The sequence below is a fragment of the Bacillus cihuensis genome (assembly GCF_000504145.1).
Lineage (GTDB): Bacteria > Bacillota > Bacilli > Bacillales > DSM-1321 > Peribacillus > Peribacillus huizhouensis.
In genome coordinates this window covers 273,590-292,716 of sequence record NZ_KI632497.1, presented here as the reverse complement: position 1 = coordinate 292,716, position 19,127 = coordinate 273,590, and the positions used below count along the sequence as shown (strand labels likewise).

Sequence of the window (19,127 nt, the reverse complement as noted above, 5' to 3'; positions counted from 1 at the left end):
GAAACGGCTGACTTAAGTCAGCCGTTTTTCGTATGTATTAATGAATCGTTATTGAAGAATTTGATAGATCTTTCTCTTTATTTTTTTTGTGTGTTGTTTGAAATAACGCCTTTTCATTCTTTTTGCTTCTAGAAGTTAAAAGTAATAAATAACTAAGAACTCCAAAGAAACAAGCAATAAATAATGCATGTGAAAGTGCGATAATCAGATTCAGTCTTGAATAAATAACGAGAGCTCCAGCGACTACTTGTAAAAACACAAGGATTAATGCATAAAGCCATCCCCAATAGAGTACTTTCTGCTGTCGATAGTGTCTATATGCTAGAACCGTAATATACAAAACCCAAACAAAAATGAGCCCAGCAGCTGCCCTATGTCCCATTTGTATCCATTCGTACATATTGGAAGGTAGAACAAATGCATCATTTACACATAGTGGCCAGTCTTTACATACAAGACTAGATTCTGTATGTCTGACCAATGCACCAGTGTAGACTACAAAAAAACAATATGTGATTAAACCGAAAATGTGAAATTTCATTCGTTTGTCAACGATTAATTTATCTGCTTCAAACTTCTTGTCAACCTCAAAGATCAGTAAGGTTAGCAAGAAAACAGCAGCAAAAGAAATTAATGAAATTCCAAAATGAGCAGCGAGTACAAAATCGGATTGTCCCCATTTAACCGCAGCTGCTCCGATTAATCCTTGAAGTAGAAGAAAACAAAAAGAAAGTGCAGAAAGAAATTTAGTTTCGCGGACATCCCCAATTTTTCTCCAGCTCCAAATAGAAAGAATAAGAACCATGAGTCCAACAACACCGGATACTATCCTATGAGCGAATTCAATTATTAGTTCTGGTGTAATTACTTTTGGAATGAGCTGGCCTTCACATAATGGCCAAGAACGCCCGCAACCCATACCAGAATCTGTTTTTGTTACAAGGGCCCCACCTAATAAAATAAGCAACATCCCTAACGTTGTTAAAACAGCAAACCATTTTAAACGCTTTTGCATGTACTCCACCTACTTTATATGCTTTTGAGTAATTACAATATCGACTATGTATGTATCTTAGCATATTTACATCAACTATGATGTCAATATTTCGACAATTATTGTAATTATATGTGTAATTAGTGAACTGGGGTTAATTAGTGATATGAAAACACTTACTTGATAGTAGCTAATTGAAAAGGAAATTACAAGATATTACAATAAGATTTATGTATCATTTTCCTTCCGAAATTAATCTAATGATCCTGGGAAGATGAAATATAGTCTAATTATTTAGATTTTTTATGTAGAAGGTTGAAAGTTTCCTGAGAGTCTGGTAGAAATAAAGAGTATGTATTGTAATTGTTTATTCATTAGGTTAGGTAGAAGTGGGAACTTTTCCTAAGAGAGTCACAATTCCGTCAAAAAGAAAACGAAAAATATACACAAAAGAATTAAAAAGTATGCTTTAATATCAGGAAAAGGTATTTTCCTTCATTTTACTTTTATTGTATTTTTGGTGCCAATCTCTATACTAGGAAAGTTGTCAAAGCTTTGGGTAACATTGCTTTTAATAATTTGGCCTTCCATAGTTACAAATAATGAAAAGTATGGAATAATAGTAGTGAACCGAAATACTTTAACGTATTTGTCGAAATACTCTAAGGAGGAATGAATAATGTCTGATTCAAGAGTATTGACAGAAGCTGATATGAAACCAAACACTATATCTATTTCTGACAATGAAACAACACCATGGAAAGATTTCCTTGCTTTAATAAAAATAGGAATCGTAAATTCCAATTTGATAACAACCTTTACTGGTATATGGCTTGCACTGCATTTTACTGGCATGCCATTTTTAACAAATTTGGATAAGGTGTTTTTTGCGTTGGCTGGCTCCGCTTTAATTATGGCTGGCTCATGCAGTTTTAATAATTATTATGATCGGGATATTGATCATTTGATGGAAAGAACGAAAAATCGTCCTACTGTTACCGGTAAGGCAAGTGCATCAAAAGTATTAATTCTTAGCTTTGTATTGATCGGGCTTGGAATCGCTATGTTAGCCATGACTAATATGACAACCGCAATTTTGGGTAGTTTCGGCGTATTTGCTTATGTCGTTCTATATACAATGATTACGAAAAGAAGGTTTGTATCCAATACAATCGTCGGCAGTATTTCCGGTGCAATGCCACCATTAATTGGATGGGCAGCAGTTGACCCAGGGCTAGGAATTATTCCCTGGATGTTATTTTTAATTATGTTTTTATGGCAGCCACCACATTTTTATGCGCTTGCAATGAAAAGAGTGGAGGAATACCGAGCTGCTGGTGTCCCAATGCTTCCAGTCGTTAAAGGATTTAAAGCTACAAAAAGATCGATGGTTCTTTGGGTAGCATGGTTGATTCCTGTTCCGTTTTTCATGACGGCACTTGGGACAACTTATGTAGTTTTAGCAACAATTTTAAGTGTTGGATGGTTTATACTTGGGATTTATGGTTATAAAATGAAAGATGACTTAAAATGGGCAAAACTAATGTTTGTCTATTCATTAAATTATATGACTATTTTGTTTGTAGCAATGGTCATCCTTACACTTATTAAAGAAGTCAACTAAAGGTATTTCCAAGAATGTCTCAGAAAATCAGTGCTTTTTTGAGACATTCTATAATACATAGAAAAGTGTTTGAACAATTAGAATTATTAACAGAACGCATCACCTTTATTTTTTTTAATTCCTTCAAAAGGGAATTCTTTCTTTAATTAGAAATTTAAGATAGAAAGTAATTCAAAACTTGCACATTTAATTATGGTGAGAAATTTTTACGAAAGAGGGGGTTTCTTAAGCATGAAAACAAGGCTTCGAAAATGGCGTCTGATTTCTCTATTCGCGATAATGACGCTAATTCTAGCGGGCTGTGGGGAAGCTAATCTATCCGCGCTTAGACCAGCTGGAGAAGTAGCACAAAAACAATTTAACCTAATGGTATTAAGTACGCTAATCATGGTACTAGTTATCATCGTGGTTGTTGTTCTTTTTGTAATCGCTATCGTGCGTTTCCGCCGAAAAGCTGGTGACGAAAGCATTCCGAAACAAGTTGAAGGAAGCCACAAACTTGAAGTGATCTGGACGACTATCCCAATCCTGCTTTTAATCATTCTGGCAATTCCAGTCGTAACTTACACTTTCGAGTTTGCGGATACGTCTGCAATGGAAGTGAAGGATAAGGACGGAAAAACAAAAGACGCTGTAGTTATTAACGTCCGAGCAAACCTATACTGGTGGGAATTTGAATATCCTGATTATGGGATCTTCACAAGCCAGGATTTAGTTGTACCTACAGATGAAAAGGTTTACTTTAATCTTAAAGCTTCAGATGTTAAACATTCGTTCTGGGTCCCAGCAGCGGGCGGAAAAATGGATACGAATGTAGATGGAGTCAACCAAATGTATCTTGTGTTCGATAGTAACAAAGCTAGTGAAGCGGAAAATTTATTTTACGGAAAATGTGCAGAACTTTGTGGACCATCTCATGCGTTAATGGATTTTAAAGTAGTAACGAAATCTAAGGATGATTTTAACTCTTGGGTAAAGAGTATGCAGACTGTTGCCAAAGAACCAGCAATAGCTGAAGGTGAGTTAGCTAAACAAGGGCAAGAAATCTTTAACCAAAGCTGTATTGGATGCCATGCTGTTTCAACAAGTAATAATGGAGCTGGTATGGGGCCAAACCTTGCAAACTTTGGAGAACGAGAAAGAATTGCTGGTTTTCTACCTCATGATGAAGAAAATTTAAAAAATTGGATTAGAAATCCTGACGATTATAAACCAGGTAACACAATGTCTGGAAAATATGGCGATTTGACAGATGAGCAGATCGATGCACTTGCTGAATATTTACTTAATCTTAAAGTTGAAGATAAGTAAAATTGACTGAATTGGAGGTTAAATCGTGAGTACGTACGCTAAAAAACAAGGATTTGGTGCAACTTTATGGGATTTCATGACTACGGTCGACCATAAAAAGATCGCCATTCTTTATTTAATATCCGGCGGACTATTCTTTATTCTCGGAGGCTTGGAAGCCGTGTTCATTAGAATCCAGCTTGCAATTCCTGATAATAACTTTATGAGTGCCGGAATATTCAATGAAATGATAACGATGCATGGTACTACCATGATATTTCTAGCAGCGATGCCTATATTGTTGGGAATAATGAATGCTGTTATGCCGCTTCAAATTGGCGCGCGTGATGTTGCGTTTCCATTTCTAAACTCTTTAGGCTTTTGGCTATTTTTCTTCGGAGGAGTTGTTCTAAACCTTTCTTGGTTTTTGGGGGGGGCACCCGATGCTGGATGGACATCATATGCATCATTAGCCATCCATTCTGAAGGACATGGAGTAGACTTCTATGTATTAGGCCTTCAAATATCAGGATTTGGAACTCTTATCGCAGGAATTAACTTTCTTGTTACGATTATTAATATGCGAACTCCAGGTATGACCTATATGAGAATGCCTATGTTTACATGGACAACATTTGTTGTTTCTGCACTAATACTTTTTGCTTTTCCTCCGTTAACGGTTGGATTATTTTTACTGCTTTTCGATAGAATGTTTGGAGCAAACTTCTTTGATGTTGCTGCAGGTGGAAATACAATTATCTGGGAGCATTTATTCTGGATTTTTGGACATCCTGAGGTGTATATCCTAATATTACCTGCCTTTGGAATCTTTTCTGAAATCTTTTCAACATTTTCTAGGAAAAGGCTATTTGGATACTCTTCGATGGTATTCGCAACCGTATTAATTGGGTTTTTAGGATTCATGGTTTGGGCTCACCACATGTTTACAGTTGGTTTAGGTCCGATAGCAAATGCGATATTTGCAATTGCTACAATGGCAATAGCTGTACCAACAGGTATTAAAATTTTTAACTGGATCTTTACGATGTGGGGCGGTAGTGTTACTTTTACTGTTCCGATGTTGTATGCTGTTTCGTTTATTCCGTCATTTACGATGGGAGGAGTAACTGGGATAATGCTTGGTGCTGCACCTGCAGATTATCAATATCATGACAGTTACTTTGTTGTAGCTCACTTCCACTATGTAATCGTAGGTGGAGTCGTACTTGGTATACTTGCTGGTGTTACGTATTATTGGCCAAAAATGTTTGGAACGATGTTAAATGAAACATTAGGGAAGTTTACTTTCTGGCTATTCTTAATTGGCTTCCATTTAACGTTCTTCGTTCAACATTTCCTTGGTTTGATGGGGATGCCGCGACGTGTATTTACGTATTTACCAGGGCAAGGTTGGGAAACATCCAACTTGATTAGTTCAATTGGGGCTATATTTATGTCGGTGGGCGTAATAATTTTGTTAATTAATATAGTTATTACTTCTGTGAAGAACGTAAGAGTGGGTAATGATCCATGGGGAGATGGTCGTACATTGGAGTGGGCTATTCCTTCGCCACCACCATTCTACAATTTTAAGCAATTACCACTAGTGCGTGGTTTAGATGCTTATTGGATTGAAAAAATGGAAGGGAAAAAGGAAATGACGCCTGCTGAACCATTAGATGACATTCATATGCCAAACGGATCTATCATACCTATTTGTATTACAATCGGTTTGTTCATTGCTGCATTTGGCGCATTGTACAATATGGACAATAAGACATGGTCAGTTCCGGTCATAATAATTGGTTTATTAATTACATTTGGTTCCATGCTTGTTCGTTCACTAAAAGATGATCATGGCTTCCATATTCATAAAGAAGAATTGATGGATGATAAAGATAAGGAGGTAAAGGCATAATGCACGTAGAAGAAAAATTTACAGATGCTACATGGCCGGCGTCTCCTGAAACTGCAACATTAGAAGCGAAAAATAAGTATTTAGGATTTTGGTTATTCCTTGGTGGAGAGACTGTACTTTTCGCGTCACTGTTTGCAACCTATCTTGCTTTAAAAGATAAGGTACCTGATTCAAGCATGCCTCTAGCTAAGGACTTATTTGAAATTCCACTTACATTTGCGATGACAATGATACTATTAACAAGTTCATTAACGAGTGTTTACGCAATGTATCACATGAAAAATAACAGTTTTCAGAAAATGCAGACTTGGCTTGTTATTACTGTATTGCTCGGCTTCAGTTTCTTAGCATTAGAAATTTACGAGTTTAATCATTATGTTCATTTAGGGCATTCATTTACAAGTAGCGCATTTGGTTCTGCTTTTTATTCACTAGTTGGATTTCATGGGGCGCACGTTACGTTTGGTCTTATGTGGTTTTTAGCTCTAATGATACGAAATGCCAAACGTGGTTTAAGTTTGTATAATGCGCCTAAATTCTTTGTTGCAAGTTTATATTGGCACTTTATTGACGTTGTTTGGGTATTTATCTTTACTGTCGTTTATTTAATGGGAATGGTGGGATAACTGATGACAAATCAACAATCTAATTCAGCGAACCCGAATTTAAATTTAGCGTTTCGACGGAAACAAAACGCAGAAGAAATGAAGCATCAAGTCATTACTTTTGCAATGATGATTTTCTTTACGGTAATTGCCTTTGTAATGGTAGCAATGGATTCAATTTCAAGTTGGTTTACAATTCCAGTTATCCTTCTACTTGCTGCAATTCAGGTAATATTCCAGCTTTATTATTTTATGCATATGAAGCATAAAGGACATGAGACGATTGCTTTATTTATTTATACTGGTTTGACAGTAGGGTTGATTACGATTCTTGTATTTCTAACGATTGTTTGGCTTTAAATTTGAAGAAAGAGTTGGCATTTTAGACAACTTGTTTCGATCTAGCTTATAGTGTTGAAGTTGAGTCGGTGCTTAAGAGCCGGCTCTTTCTTTTCCTATCATGACCACGATGCGGTGGTTAATAAGTTAAGCTGGTGGTATTTAACTGAATGAATCGATCTAAGAATCAAATTTATCCCTGGTATAACAGGCTGTGATACCCCCACCTCAATTTTTGTGAGAGAATCAAGTAATAAATAGGTGGGGGATGAAGAAAAACACTGATGGAAGCTTCACTTTAAATGAAATACTAGTCTACTGTTATTGAAATAGAGGTATAATAGGGATAATAAGTGCAAATAGAGGTGTTAATATGTCTATCGATATTTTTGGTTTTCGTGCTTTATGGAGTCCATACTTCTTAGTTTTTATGGTTCTGGTCATTGTAGGTTATATGTTACTCGTTTCAAAATTTCGCCATAAGTTTATTAGAAATGAACCTGTAGGAATAAAGCAACAGATACTTTTTGTTACGGCAATTGTGCTTTTGTACATTATCAAAGGATCACCTTTGGATTTATTGGGACATATTATGTTCAGTGCACATATGACTCAAATGGCTTTTTTGTATTTAGTTGTCCCACCCTTATTAATACTTGGAATCCCTGATTGGCTGTGGCGTTCTTTCCTTCGCTTACCAATTATTAAACGGTTGTTTAATTTCTTTACGAAACCACTATTTGCATTAATTTCTTTTAATGCATTCTTTTCGTTTTATCACATACCTTTAGTATTCGATTTTGTAAAAACCAATATGTTGTTACATGCTGGATATACAATTCTACTGTTTATGTTAGCAATATTTATGTGGTTTCCCCTAGTCAATCAATTACCTGAAAGAACCAGTCTATCTGGTGTTAAGAAAGTTGCATATATATTTGGAAGTGGCATATTAATGACTCCTGCTTGTGCATTGATTATTTTCGCAGACGCTCCATTATTTGCAACTTATTCAGACGCATCTGCCTGGTTAGTAGCGATGGAATTATGTGTTCCCGCTTCTGCACTGTCCGGCTTAACATTAAGTGGACCTGAAATGTTTAACGGACTTCCAATCGTAGAAGATCAACAGCTCGGTGGCATTCTAATGAAGATCATTCAAGAAATTGTGCTTGGTGTAGCGCTTGGTTATACTTTTTTCGCGTGGTATCGCAAAGAAAACAGTTCAAACGAGGGAATTGATCCCGTTCCATCTCATTTACAACCAATTAAATAGAAATTTGAAAAAGTATATATTAGAAAACTATTTATCCGGCATTAACAGAAAATCAAACCCAACAAGAATGAAGGTCTTACTTAAAAAGGCTGTTACTTCTTACCGGGTGGGTCAAGACCTCACACTAAACGAACTATATAGTGTGAGGTCTAATCCTTTTTGGCCCCTACGTTAGAAATCATACTTTAAGGAAAAAATAAAGAAACTTGCATTTATTTAATCTTTAAAAGTGAGCATTCTGTTAAGAATATACGAACTTGTTGAATTTTAGAATGATGTTTTATAAAATGAATACGATGAATATAAATAGAGAGGGCGTTAAAGCAGATTATGTCTTTACCAATTCTTCCAACGATTAGTACGTTTTTTATTGTTTTGAGTTCAATTACAGTGGCAATTGGCTGGTATTTAATTAAGAAACGTAATTTTAAAGCTCATGAGTATACAATGTTAGCTGCAGGAGTATTTGCTATCATTTTCTTTACCATTTACGCATCAAGAACTGTTTTTCTCGGGAATACATCCTTTGGTGGACCTGATAGTATTAAAATCTATTATACTGTTTTTCTGATCATTCATATTACCCTTGCTACATTAGGAGCAATACTCGGTATAACGATGTTTACTCTGGCATTTAAAAAGAAATTCGCCACTCACCGTAAGATTGGGCCATTTACAAGTATTGTTTGGTTCTTTACTGGCATAACGGGTCTTGCAGTGTATCTACTGTTATATGTTCTTTACCCTGGTGGAGACACAACATCGCTGATAAAAGCCATACTTGGCACGTAATCTGAAAAATTTAATAAAATATAGAAAAGAGGATGTCCCAAAGGTAAGGTTTAGACTCGACTTAGACTATACACAGTTTGAAACCGATATTCTGTGTGTATAATGAGAGATTAGACCTTGGGACTTCCTCTTTTTTGTTATATCTTACAATCCGTTGAATTCATCCAGTTCTTTTTTTATATCTGCTAATATGCTTTCACATTGTTTGACTAGGGTGGATGGGAATAGTTCATCTTCACCGTATTCTAAACCGTGAGGATAGTAATGCTTGCCCAAAAGTGGAACTAGTAATTTTATAACTGCTTTATGAGCGCCTACATCACCTTCAACCGCATACCCTTGTACACGAAGATAAAAAACACCATCTTTCAATTCGAATTTACGATCGTAACTGACACGTTCATAATCCCATTGCTCAGCTCTAATTAAGCCATAGTCAGCCATTAGACTATCAAGGCGGTTCAAATCTCCAGTCATGTTTTCTAATCCAAATTGTTCGAATCTCACAAAAAAACCTCCTATTCATACAATTAAATATGTAGTAAAAAAATCAGGAGAAATTTGATAAAAGTACATGTTTTACTCCCTAAGGTTTGTATAGACCAAATTCTCTCAAGTTTAATAATAGTATGAATTAATACAAGTTGCAATCGCTATCTTTCCGTATATTGGTACCGTTCACAGAAATACCATAAAAGTTAACAGTTTTTTTACATTTGTTCTAATGATATAGCCAATCCAAATTCTATAATAAGTGTAATAATCATGATATAATTAGATTAAGATATTAAAAAGTAAATTAGTATCCTATTATCTCTACTCGGATTTTTGCAAGTTTTAAACGGGTACCCTTTTTTTATAGCGTTCTAAATGAATTGTTTTAAAATTTAAAGTTCTTAACATCTTTGCTTATCTTAATAAGAGTCAGAGAGGGGAGTGTCTTCTGAAGACGTTCGCTAGAATTATTTTTTTTGTAATTGTATTTTTCATTTTAGGAATTTATTTTAATATTGATCAGAATGATGGCAGAGATGCTGTTCTTGATGGATCAAAGGAAGCTAATCCGGGTGGGCAGGAGAATCTTAAGAGTAAAGCGCCTTCACTTGAAAATGGATTAATCACACCTAAGAGTGGATTGGCGCTGACTATAGGGAAGAATCAAGAAGAAGTATTAAAATCTTTTGGTGAACCAGATAGAATTGATTTATCAGCTTATGGGTATGATTGGTGGATCTATAATAAAAATCCAGATACGTATTTACAGCTGGCAATGGAAAAAGGAAAAGTAGTATCAGCATATGGAATAGGTGATTTAACCGATGTTTCACCTTTTTATATTGGACAACCAATAGACGAAATATATTCAAGTTTGTTTTTTGAAACTTCACTTGATATAGATACAGATACTGGCTCCTATCGTTTTGAATTATCAGAAGAAGATATGAATATAAGACCATTAATTAAGATAGGTGATATTTATATACAGCTTTATTTAGATAAATTTACAGGGACCGTGTCTAGTGTTCGATTTTTAAATGCTGAAACATTGATCAAGCAAAGGCCATATGAAGTAACATACAGAGGTGAATTAATGGGAGAACCTGAATTTTCCGAGGAAGAATGGTTACAGGTTGAGGATGGAAGTAAGCAACAAATATTTGATTTCACTAATATTATCCGAAGTCGGTTTAGTTTGAATCAGTTAAGCTGGGATGAACCCACTTCAGAGGTAGCTTTTCTACATAGTTCTGATATGTATAATGCTGATTATTTTTCGCATACGTCACCTACAGCCGGGGAGCTTGCAGAGAGATTGAAGACAGGTGAGGTCAAGTATACAATCGCAGGAGAAAATATAGCAGCAAAATACGTAGATGCTATTGAAGCAATGGAAGGCTGGTTGAATAGTAAAGGGCACCGAGATACAATGTTAAATAAAGAATTTACACATTTAGGTGTTGGAGTTTATCAAAAGTATTACACTCAAAATTTTATCGGCAAATAATGTTATTGCAGATGTTCTTAAAAGGTCATAACCAAGCATTTACTATACAGGATTTTTGTGATTACACGTTAATTACACTGTAAGTAGTAAATGTGAAGTTTGCCTTTCTGATGAAGCATCTGCTTTTTTGTTGTTTACTGATTGAATTGTAAAAGTTCTTTAGGTTATTAGGCACATATAATTTCGTACAGCATATTCTGAAAATAGGCTAATACTTTATCCCGCATTAACGGGCAGTAAAACCACCTCAAAGCTTAGAGGAATCGAAGTAGAATAGGCGGGGGATAACTGCTCGTAAATGACCAATTGGTTCAATTGACAATCAGTGGGGATGAAGAAAACCCCCACTGATTGAAGTTTCACTTTATTTGGAGGTGAGGAAGAATGGTTAAGAGAAAACGCCCATCAGTTGATAAATTTAAGGAATTCGTACGAACTCATCCAGGGTTAACTGATCAAGTAAAAGCAGGAAAATATTCTTGGCAGCAGTTGTTTGAAGAATGGTATTTATTGGGTGGTGATCACGATAAATGGAATATATATACAGAAGAGAAAAAAGAACAAAAAGTAGAAGAAAAAAAATCGACAGATACTGGAGATATGGTTAGTACACTTGTAAATACCTTTAAAAACATGGATATTACGCAAATTCAACAATATATTTCAAATGCCAATCAAGCATTGGGGGCTATCCAAGGCATTCTCACTTCCTTTCAAGGTGATAATTCTGTAAAAGAAGAACCAAAAAAAATAGAAACTCGTAATAATCCATTTGTGTTTAAAAAAGATTGACAATTAAGGGGGAATTCTAATGCGACAAGATATTTATGAGGTGATTAAAGAAAATGAGGATTTGCTGAAATTAGTAAGGATGCAGCCGTATTGGTATCGTAAATTAATGAGAAATCCCCAATTGCTTGAGAAATTAGATACAGATGCAGCGTTTTTCTTTAAGAAATCAATTCCAGACCGAGTATCTAAATTTTCTGATGGGGTTCAATTTGCTTCGATGATGATGAATATGTTTCAAGCAATGAAAACACCTTCATCTTAACTTAAGTATATAAAAGCGGATAATTCTCTCTCTCTTGCAGAAACTAAAAAAACAAAGGGAGGGCTATTTCATGCGCTATTTTATAGTTGTTTTTCTCATTGGAAGTTTGTTGACTGGTTGTGGTAATAAAATTCCGGAGCCGGAAAATGTAGCAATGGCTTCGACCGATAACGAAATCAGCGATCCTTTCAGTGTACATTATTTCGTTAAGGGAAATTCGATATTTGTGGAATGCTATGTAAAGGATTATTCATTTGCTAATCATAATCAAAAGCAACAGACGACTGTTTATGTATATATGGACGACAAGAAAGTAAAATCAGTAAATACAGCTGCCTTTATTATAAAAGATGTACCAGTTGGTCCTCATAAAATGAGGCTTGTTATCCATAATAAAGAAAAAAAAGTTGATCTTATTAAACAATTTAAGGTACATATAAGTTCAACAATTTGAGGGAAATAAAATTGAACGATGGAATTATATTGAAAATAATAAGAAAAGATAGTCGCTTCTAAATCGTATACATGATAAAATGGTTGTGGAGGTGAGCGAATCTAATGCTTGCTACTATGGAAAGAGTCACTATTTTACAAAAAGCAGATGCCTTGGCTAAAATGGTTCTTGATTCGGAAGTTGGTCAAGAATATTTTGAGCTTTTATATAATTTGCGTCACGATCAAGAGGCCCAGGATAAGATAAGAAAGTTTACATCTTTAAAGGACCTGTTTGAAGAAGTGCAACGCTTTGGTAAATATCATCCCGACTATAAACGGGTGAATTTAGAGATTCGCCATGTCAAGCGAGAGATGGATATGCATCCTTCTATCGCTGCGTTCAAAAGAGCAGAAACAGATTTACAGGCTGTATTAGATGAAATTAGTCATAGAATAGGACATGCTGTTTCTCCTTTTATTAAAGTACCTGCAGGAAGCCCGTTTTTCGAATCAGGGTCAAGCTGTGGTGGTAGCTGTGGTACAGGTGGCGGCTGTGGGTGCTCGGCATAAAGTAAAACTTCAATCAGTGGGGTCTTACTGCTCGTTAATACGGGGTAAAGAAAAGGTCTGAATGTCAGACCTTTTTTTAGTGAAAAGAAAACTACGGAATACGTTGCGTTTGTCTTTTCAAATCATCTCGTATTAAGTTCTAAGGCTCTGTATAAAGATGGTTGAAATAAAAGTAACCGCTATGCTACACTTAACTAAACCTTGTTTGAATGTTTCGTATTTGAGAGAAACATTTCGAGGCTAATTGGATGATTTATTCCAAACTTACTAATCGATAAAGGCAGAATTTCAATCAGTGCACTTACGATTCTTCGATTCCTCTAAGTTTTGAGGTGAGAATCTTACTCCCGTGAAAATAGCCATTTTCATCATATTTGGTGACGCTTGCTTTATGTTTGGCTGCCCGTTAATACGGGTTTAATTTTAGAAAAACTATTATTGATGAATTTTGTCAATAAAAAGGAGCGATATAAATATGTTTGGAACAAGACAAGCTCTTATTGTATATTTACATACATTAAAACAAGCTAAAATGCTTCGGAAGTTTGGCAATATTCATTTTGTCTCTAAAAAAATGAAATACGTGGTCATATATACTAATATGGAGGAAATTGAGACACTGTCTCAAAAATTGAATAGCTATTCGTTTGTAAAAAAAGTTGAAGTGTCTTATAAACCATTTTTGAAAATGGAATTTGAGAACTCTAAGCCTGATAAAGCGAAAGAATACGATTATAAAATGGGAATTTAAAAAAGAGCTAGCTCATAAAATTTTGAGCAGCTCTTTTTTATTGAATTAAGGATTCGTTTTCCTTTGAGTTTTGTGCATTACTTTTCATTATTGATTATTGTAATGCTGGTAAGTATCTGTTCATTCGAAGAATCCCAATAAGATGCTGATAGTATAGTCCGCTTTCGGCGAATTGATTGGAGTTCTTTACTTGTAATTCGATGATAGTTTTATTTAATTCAGTAGCAAGATTTTCAAAAAGCTCGTACCGTTTATTTTTTTTATAATTTGGATTAGGGATACCTTCCCTGCAGACATATAGGGGTTGGAAATCACCTGGTTGTGTCGGTTTTAATACGATTACTAGAGAGGTAATGTGCGTATCGTCTATTTGGGTATGTAGAGCAAGCAGATGGACAATTCTATGTTTGTTTGATTTTCCGATTTCTAGTAATTCATATAGATCTGAATAACCACTTCCAAGTTCAATAAATCGTTGTATCAATTCAATCGCTCCTTTTTTTTCATCATCTTTACTTTATCATGTTAAAAGCGTATGTAAAAGTAACTAAATCAATCGTGAACGGAAGATTGAGTACGAAATAGGATGTTTTTTCAGTCGATTATAGCAAATGATAATTTTTGGGTGAATGTTCAAAATAAAAAAACCTGCAGAATGCTCTGCAGGGTCCTTCTATTTCCTTCACATAAGGAAGAAGGTAAAGGGAGAGGAGAAACCGGAGGAAGGTCTTATGGGGAAATGTAAGACTTCTCCGCGGTTGGCAACAACACCTTCGAAAATGATGTTGTTATTCTTATTATCACCAAATATCTTCTTCTTATTCAAACTAATAGTATTTTTTTCAACTGACTTGTTTCATCGTTCAAATCGTTAATAATCCCTGTTAATTATTATTACTATTTGGGGGATGATGAAATAGACATGGAGCTGATCATGTAAAGTATTGGCTTACATTTTTGAATATGATAGGATAAATGAGAAATGAATTTAGTTGAAATTGTGGTGGAATATTATGAGGGTTGTTTCTGGAATATGTAAGGGAAGACCGTTAAAAGCTGTATCAGGGACAGGGACACGTCCTACAACAGATAAAGTAAAGGAATCTATTTTTAATATGATTGGCCCCTATTTTGATGGCGGTCAAGTACTTGATTTGTTCGCGGGAAGCGGTGGACTTGCGATTGAAGCATTGAGCAGGGGCATGGATAAAGCTGTATTGGTCGATCGTGATTACCAAGCGTTTCAAACAGTAAAAACAAATCTTGAAATATGTGGATTTACTGATTGTTCAGAGGTCTATAAAAATGATGCTGAACGTGCCTTAAAGGCTATTATGAAACGAAGCTTATCCTTTTCGCTAATATTGCTTGATCCTCCTTATAAGCAGCAAAAATTAGTGAAATTGCTTGAAATGATACATGATGCAAAGATTCTTGAAGAATCGGGAATTATTGTTTGCGAGCATGGCAATGATGTTGTGTTACCTGAAAACGTGAATGATTTAGTTAAATGGAAACATGAAAACTATGGTATCATCACTGTTTCAATCTATCGATGGAGAAATGAACGAGGTGAAAAGGAGGAGTTATAGTTGGGGAAAATTTCCATTTGTCCAGGTAGCTTCGATCCAATTACACTCGGACATCTTGATATAATACAAAGAGCTGCAAGAGTATTTGATGAGGTACATGTGGTGATTTTAAATAATAGTTCAAAAAAATCGCTGTTTACTGTCGATGAACGTATCGCGTTAATTCGTGAAGTTACGAAGCATATCCCGAATGTTAAAGTTGATTATTTCCAAGGTTTAACTGTAGATTATGCCAAAAGTGTTAACGCAAGTGCAATCATTAGAGGGTTAAGGGCAGTATCTGATTTTGAGTATGAAATGCAAATTACTTCCATGAACCGTGTTTTAGATGAGTCAATTGAAACTTTCTTTATTATGACGAAGAATAAATATTCTTTTTTAAGTTCTAGTATTGTGAAAGAGGTAGCCAAATACGGTGGAAATATTTCAGAATTAGTCCCAGCCGTAGTTGCAGAGTCACTTCAGGAAAAATTTGCTCAGAAATAAAAAGTTGGATGACCAAAAAGCGTCATACATTCTTCATGTAATAGTTTTTTTATATCTCTATTACATGAGGATGAGTTAGACTGCTCTGGTACATCCTTTTTTTTATTCAGAAAAATTACGAAACAAAGTTAGTTTTATAATGGTGAAAAAGTTGATCACTTAATGGTGTATAAAGTTTCTCTTAATTCCGATAATGAAATAGAGTGTTAAAAATGCAATTGTAATTAAGGGACCATAATCCATTATTTTTTCGTAAAAGTGAAAACCAATCCCATTGTCATTCATCATAAAAACGGGATTAGAGTTCGATGGTTGACCATTTAAGCCCATTTTTTCGTAGATAGGTTTCCAAAGTATAAAGGTAAAAGTAGCAGCCAATATACCATGAACAATTCGTGCGAAGAAAAAGGGTGAAAAGCGAATATCAGTTTCAGCTAGAATACTCGCTACTTGAGCTTGGATGCTAAACCCGCTAAATCCAAGAATGAAACTTGTAATAATTGCTTTCTGCATGAGGGTTGCCTGTTCAACACCACTTGTCATTTGAGAACCGATCGTGATCTCGGATAGACCTGAAATGAAGGCCATACTCAATTCTTCTGGGAAATGAATCATATGTAGTCCGGCGATAACTCCTTGTGCAAGAATTGAAGTGACATTCATGTGAAAAAGCAATTTATTTATTACAGAGAATAAGATAATAAATCCACCAATCATTAATAAAGTATGAATGGAGGAGAGTACAGCGTCGCCGAGTAATTTACCAAGTGGTCGTTTTTCGTTCAGCCGAGTCCGATGCATTTGCTGGAGAGCGGTCTTAATGGAAGGTGCCTTTTTATAATAGGAGCTCGTCTTATCATCATCTTTTCCGTGAAATCTCATCAATAGGCCAACACAAATATTACCTAAATAATGTGAACTAGCAAGCATGATGCCCAAACTAGAATTATGAAAAAACCCAACGGATACCGCCCCAAACATAAATAACGGACTTGAGTAATTAGTAAAAGACACAAGCCGCTCAGCTTCAATCTTCGTTAACAGCTTTTCTTGACGCATTCTTGCTGTATACTTTGCGCCAGACGGAAATCCAGATGCCATACCCATTGCCCAAACAAATCCGCCAACCCCCGGAACCTTAAATAGTGGCCTCATTATTGGTTCAAGAATGACACCAATAAACTTAACAACGCCAAAACCAATAAGTAATTCTGAGATGATGAAAAATGGCAGCAATGATGGAAAAACAATTTCCCACCACATATTCAATCCTCTAATTGATGCTTCAAAAGACTCTTCGGGAAAGGTAATTAAACCTATTGCCATAATGATTGCTGAGGCAGCTAATACGATTGTTTTGATTTTTGTTTTAAACAAAATACGAGCCTCCTTAAAAAGCGAATATGCTATGCACTCATTTAGAGAAATGATAAAATAGGTATAATATGTAAAAATGCATTTTAAGCTAGTAATCTTGTCCACCTAAATACACAATATGCACATAAGCCAGCAATTAACACCATAACTTTGATAAGAAGTTTGAAATAACTATTGAGTGCAAAGAAGGGGGGAAGTCAGCTTTGAGAGAACCGAAAATCGGGTTGGCCCTTGGTTCAGGTGGAGCCCGAGGATTTGCTCATTTAGGAGTTATTAAGGTTTTAAAGGAGGCTGGCATATCAATTGATATGATTGCTGGTAGCAGTATGGGGGCACTAGTCGGTTCTTTTTATGCAGCAGGTTCAGATGTAGAACGTCTATATCGATTATCTAAGGTATTTAAAAGAAAATATTATTTAGACTTTACCGTTCCAAAGATGGGGTTTGTCGCAGGGAAAAAAGTGAAAGAACTTATCCGAGTATTTACCTATAACAAAAGGATTGAGGAGTTAGATATTCCACTCGCTATTGTAGCAACAGATATCAAAAAGGGAGAAAAAGTTGTTTTCCAAAGTGGTTCAATTGCAGATGCAGTTAGAGCGAGTATTTCTATTCCAGGTATTTTTGTCCCAGAAAAAATTGGCGATCGGTTATTAGTGGATGGCGGTGTCATTGATCGAGTGCCAGTATCGGTCGTTAGAAGTATGGGGGCTGATCTTGTGATTGCTGTTGATGTTTCGAATGTGAAAAAGGAAATAGAGATTACATCCATTTATGATGTGATTATGCAAAGTCTCGATATTTTACAAATGGAGCTAACCGAAAGCAGAAAACTATCTTCAGATGTGATGATCCGTCCACATGTGGAAAATTATAATTCAAAATCATTTACAAATATTCATGAAATAATTACTATTGGTGAAGAAGAAGCACGATTAAATCTCGAAAAAATTAAACAATGCATAGATACTTGGAGGGAATCTTACACCAATGAGACGTAAAATTTATATTCGCTCTTTACTTATAGTGTTCGTTCTGATTGTTGGTTCAACTTTTTATTATTTACCTTACTATGTAACAAAACCGGGAATGGCAAAAGAACTTGAACCAATTGTTTCTGTAGAGGGTGGAGACAAGGCTGAAGGAAGTTTTATGCTAACGACAATAAGAATGGGGAAAGCAAATATATATTCATATGCAATCGCAAAGTTCAGTGATTATCAGGAGTTATTTGCTGAAAAGGACATTCGTAGGGAAAATGAAAGTGATGAAGAGTATAACCTTAGACAACTACATATGATGGATGGATCAAAGAATCATGCAATTCAAGTTGCATTCGAAAAAGCAGGAAAATCGATAACTTTTGATTATCATGGAGTTTACGTGCTTGGTGTGATTGAAGGAATGCCTGCAGAAAAAACATTAAAAACTGGTGATCAGATTATTAAAGTAGATCATCTGAAATTTCAATCTTCTCAAGAATTCATTGATTATGTTGCTGAAAAAAAAGTAGACGACGAAATTAACATCGTTTATATTCGCAATAAAAAAGAATATACTGCTAAGATGAAATTAAAAGCATTTGATGAACATTCGGAGAAGGTAGGAATCGGGATATCACTTGAAGATGATAAAAGTCCGGTAACAAATCCTCCTATTAAAATTGATAGTGAGGAAATAGGTGGACCTTCTGCAGGATTGATGTTTACACTTGAAATTTATAATCAGTTAACAAAAGGTGACCTTACGAAAGGGTATCGAATTGCAGGAACTGGTACTATGTCTGAAGATGGAATAGTAGGCCCGATAGGTGGGATTCAACAAAAGATTGTGGCAGCACATAAAAGTGGGGCGGAGATTTTCTTTGCACCAAATGAAGGAGGCAAAAAAGATTCAAATTACCGTGAAGCCTTAATTGCTGCAAAGGATATTAAAACAAAAATGAAGATTGTACCTGTAGATACATTTGATGATGCGCGAACTTATTTAGAAAAGCTTCCTTTTAAAAACTAATGATGC

The 19,127-nt window shown here is 35.3% G+C and carries 21 protein-coding genes; 17 read left to right on the top strand and 4 right to left on the bottom strand.

Going from position 1 to position 19,127, the window contains the following annotated elements; translation table 11 throughout:
* Positions 1–37: 37 nt before the first annotated feature.
* A complete protein-coding gene (locus V179_RS0119630; protein WP_028392981.1) occupies positions 38–1,015 on the bottom strand; it encodes a COX15/CtaA family protein in 978 nt (325 codons plus the stop codon).
* Positions 1,016–1,673: 658 nt separating this feature from the next.
* Here V179_RS0119630 and cyoE point away from each other — a divergent pair.
* The 7 genes from cyoE (at position 1,674) to V179_RS0119595 (ending at position 8,838) form a co-directional block, all read left to right on the top strand.
* A complete protein-coding gene (cyoE, locus tag V179_RS0119625) occupies positions 1,674–2,618 on the top strand; it encodes a heme o synthase (protein ID WP_028392980.1) in 945 nt (314 codons plus the stop codon).
* A gap of 231 nt (positions 2,619–2,849) precedes the next feature.
* The gene (gene coxB, locus V179_RS0119620) at positions 2,850–3,929 is read left to right on the top strand and encodes a cytochrome c oxidase subunit II (protein WP_028392979.1); all 1,080 of its coding nucleotides are present in this window, start codon (positions 2,850–2,852) and stop codon (positions 3,927–3,929) included.
* A gap of 76 nt (positions 3,930–4,005) precedes the next feature.
* Positions 4,006–5,826: a cytochrome c oxidase subunit I gene (ctaD, locus tag V179_RS0119615; protein WP_407637265.1), complete on the top strand. Its 1,821-nt coding sequence runs from the start codon at positions 4,006–4,008 to the stop codon at positions 5,824–5,826.
* Entirely contained in the window at positions 5,826–6,452 is a 627-nt protein-coding gene (locus tag V179_RS0119610; protein WP_028392977.1) for a cytochrome (ubi)quinol oxidase subunit III, read from the top strand. Before ctaD ends, V179_RS0119610 begins: the two co-directional genes overlap by 1 nt.
* Before the next feature lie 3 nt (positions 6,453–6,455).
* Complete coding sequence (gene ctaF, locus V179_RS0119605; RefSeq protein WP_028392976.1) at positions 6,456–6,791, top strand: cytochrome c oxidase subunit IVB; 336 nt, start codon at positions 6,456–6,458, stop codon at positions 6,789–6,791.
* 352 nt (positions 6,792–7,143) lie between these two features.
* Entirely contained in the window at positions 7,144–8,046 is a 903-nt protein-coding gene (gene ctaG, locus V179_RS0119600) for a cytochrome c oxidase assembly factor CtaG (protein WP_028392975.1), read from the top strand.
* A 330-nt stretch (positions 8,047–8,376) separates the two neighbouring features.
* Positions 8,377–8,838 (top strand): DUF420 domain-containing protein, encoded by a 462-nt coding sequence (locus tag V179_RS0119595; protein WP_028392974.1) that lies wholly within the window; start codon positions 8,377–8,379, stop codon positions 8,836–8,838.
* Between the two features lie 144 nt (positions 8,839–8,982).
* Here V179_RS0119595 and V179_RS0119590 read toward each other — a convergent pair whose 3' ends face one another.
* A complete protein-coding gene (locus V179_RS0119590; protein ID WP_028392973.1) occupies positions 8,983–9,345 on the bottom strand; it encodes a YugN family protein in 363 nt (120 codons plus the stop codon).
* A 628-nt stretch (positions 9,346–9,973) separates the two neighbouring features.
* On the opposite strand from V179_RS0119590, the gene V179_RS0119585 reads away from it, so the two are divergent.
* The 6 genes from V179_RS0119585 (at position 9,974) to V179_RS0119560 (ending at position 13,653) form a co-directional block, all read left to right on the top strand.
* Positions 9,974–10,843: a CAP domain-containing protein gene (locus V179_RS0119585; RefSeq protein ID WP_235179168.1), complete on the top strand. Its 870-nt coding sequence runs from the start codon at positions 9,974–9,976 to the stop codon at positions 10,841–10,843.
* Between the two features lie 384 nt (positions 10,844–11,227).
* Complete coding sequence (ylbD, locus tag V179_RS0119580) at positions 11,228–11,635, top strand: spore coat protein YlbD (RefSeq protein ID WP_028392971.1); 408 nt, start codon at positions 11,228–11,230, stop codon at positions 11,633–11,635.
* A gap of 19 nt (positions 11,636–11,654) precedes the next feature.
* Entirely contained in the window at positions 11,655–11,897 is a 243-nt protein-coding gene (locus tag V179_RS0119575) for a YlbE-like family protein (RefSeq protein ID WP_028392970.1), read from the top strand.
* A 70-nt stretch (positions 11,898–11,967) separates the two neighbouring features.
* Positions 11,968–12,351: a hypothetical protein gene (locus tag V179_RS28380; protein WP_051405051.1), complete on the top strand. Its 384-nt coding sequence runs from the start codon at positions 11,968–11,970 to the stop codon at positions 12,349–12,351.
* 104 nt (positions 12,352–12,455) lie between these two features.
* Positions 12,456–12,902 carry a YlbF family regulator gene (locus V179_RS0119565; RefSeq protein ID WP_028392969.1) on the top strand — a complete coding sequence of 149 codons (447 nt, stop codon included), beginning with the start codon at positions 12,456–12,458 and terminating at the stop codon, positions 12,900–12,902.
* Positions 12,903–13,377: 475 nt separating this feature from the next.
* A complete protein-coding gene (locus V179_RS0119560; protein WP_028392968.1) occupies positions 13,378–13,653 on the top strand; it encodes a YlbG family protein in 276 nt (91 codons plus the stop codon).
* 94 nt (positions 13,654–13,747) lie between these two features.
* On the opposite strand, the gene V179_RS0119555 is transcribed toward V179_RS0119560, so the two are convergent.
* Positions 13,748–14,137: a DUF7147 family protein gene (locus V179_RS0119555; RefSeq protein ID WP_028392967.1), complete on the bottom strand. Its 390-nt coding sequence runs from the start codon at positions 14,135–14,137 to the stop codon at positions 13,748–13,750.
* Between the two features lie 529 nt (positions 14,138–14,666).
* Here V179_RS0119555 and rsmD point away from each other — a divergent pair.
* A complete protein-coding gene (gene rsmD, locus V179_RS0119550; protein ID WP_028392966.1) occupies positions 14,667–15,245 on the top strand; it encodes a 16S rRNA (guanine(966)-N(2))-methyltransferase RsmD in 579 nt (192 codons plus the stop codon).
* Positions 15,246–15,731: a pantetheine-phosphate adenylyltransferase gene (gene coaD / locus V179_RS0119545; protein ID WP_028392965.1), complete on the top strand. Its 486-nt coding sequence runs from the start codon at positions 15,246–15,248 to the stop codon at positions 15,729–15,731.
* Positions 15,732–15,890: 159 nt separating this feature from the next.
* Here coaD and ylbJ read toward each other — a convergent pair whose 3' ends face one another.
* Positions 15,891–17,108, bottom strand: a complete 1,218-nt coding sequence (gene ylbJ, locus V179_RS0119540) for a sporulation integral membrane protein YlbJ (protein ID WP_028392964.1) — start codon at positions 17,106–17,108, stop codon at positions 15,891–15,893.
* A gap of 203 nt (positions 17,109–17,311) precedes the next feature.
* On the opposite strand from ylbJ, the gene V179_RS0119535 reads away from it, so the two are divergent.
* Together V179_RS0119535 and V179_RS0119530 are read left to right on the top strand one after the other, a co-directional pair.
* A complete protein-coding gene (locus tag V179_RS0119535) occupies positions 17,312–18,109 on the top strand; it encodes a patatin-like phospholipase family protein (RefSeq protein WP_028392963.1) in 798 nt (265 codons plus the stop codon).
* On the top strand, positions 18,099–19,121 hold the full coding sequence (locus V179_RS0119530; RefSeq protein WP_028392962.1) for a SepM family pheromone-processing serine protease: 1,023 nt from the start codon (positions 18,099–18,101) through the stop codon (positions 19,119–19,121). Before V179_RS0119535 ends, V179_RS0119530 begins: the two co-directional genes overlap by 11 nt.
* Positions 19,122–19,127: the final 6 nt, after the last annotated feature.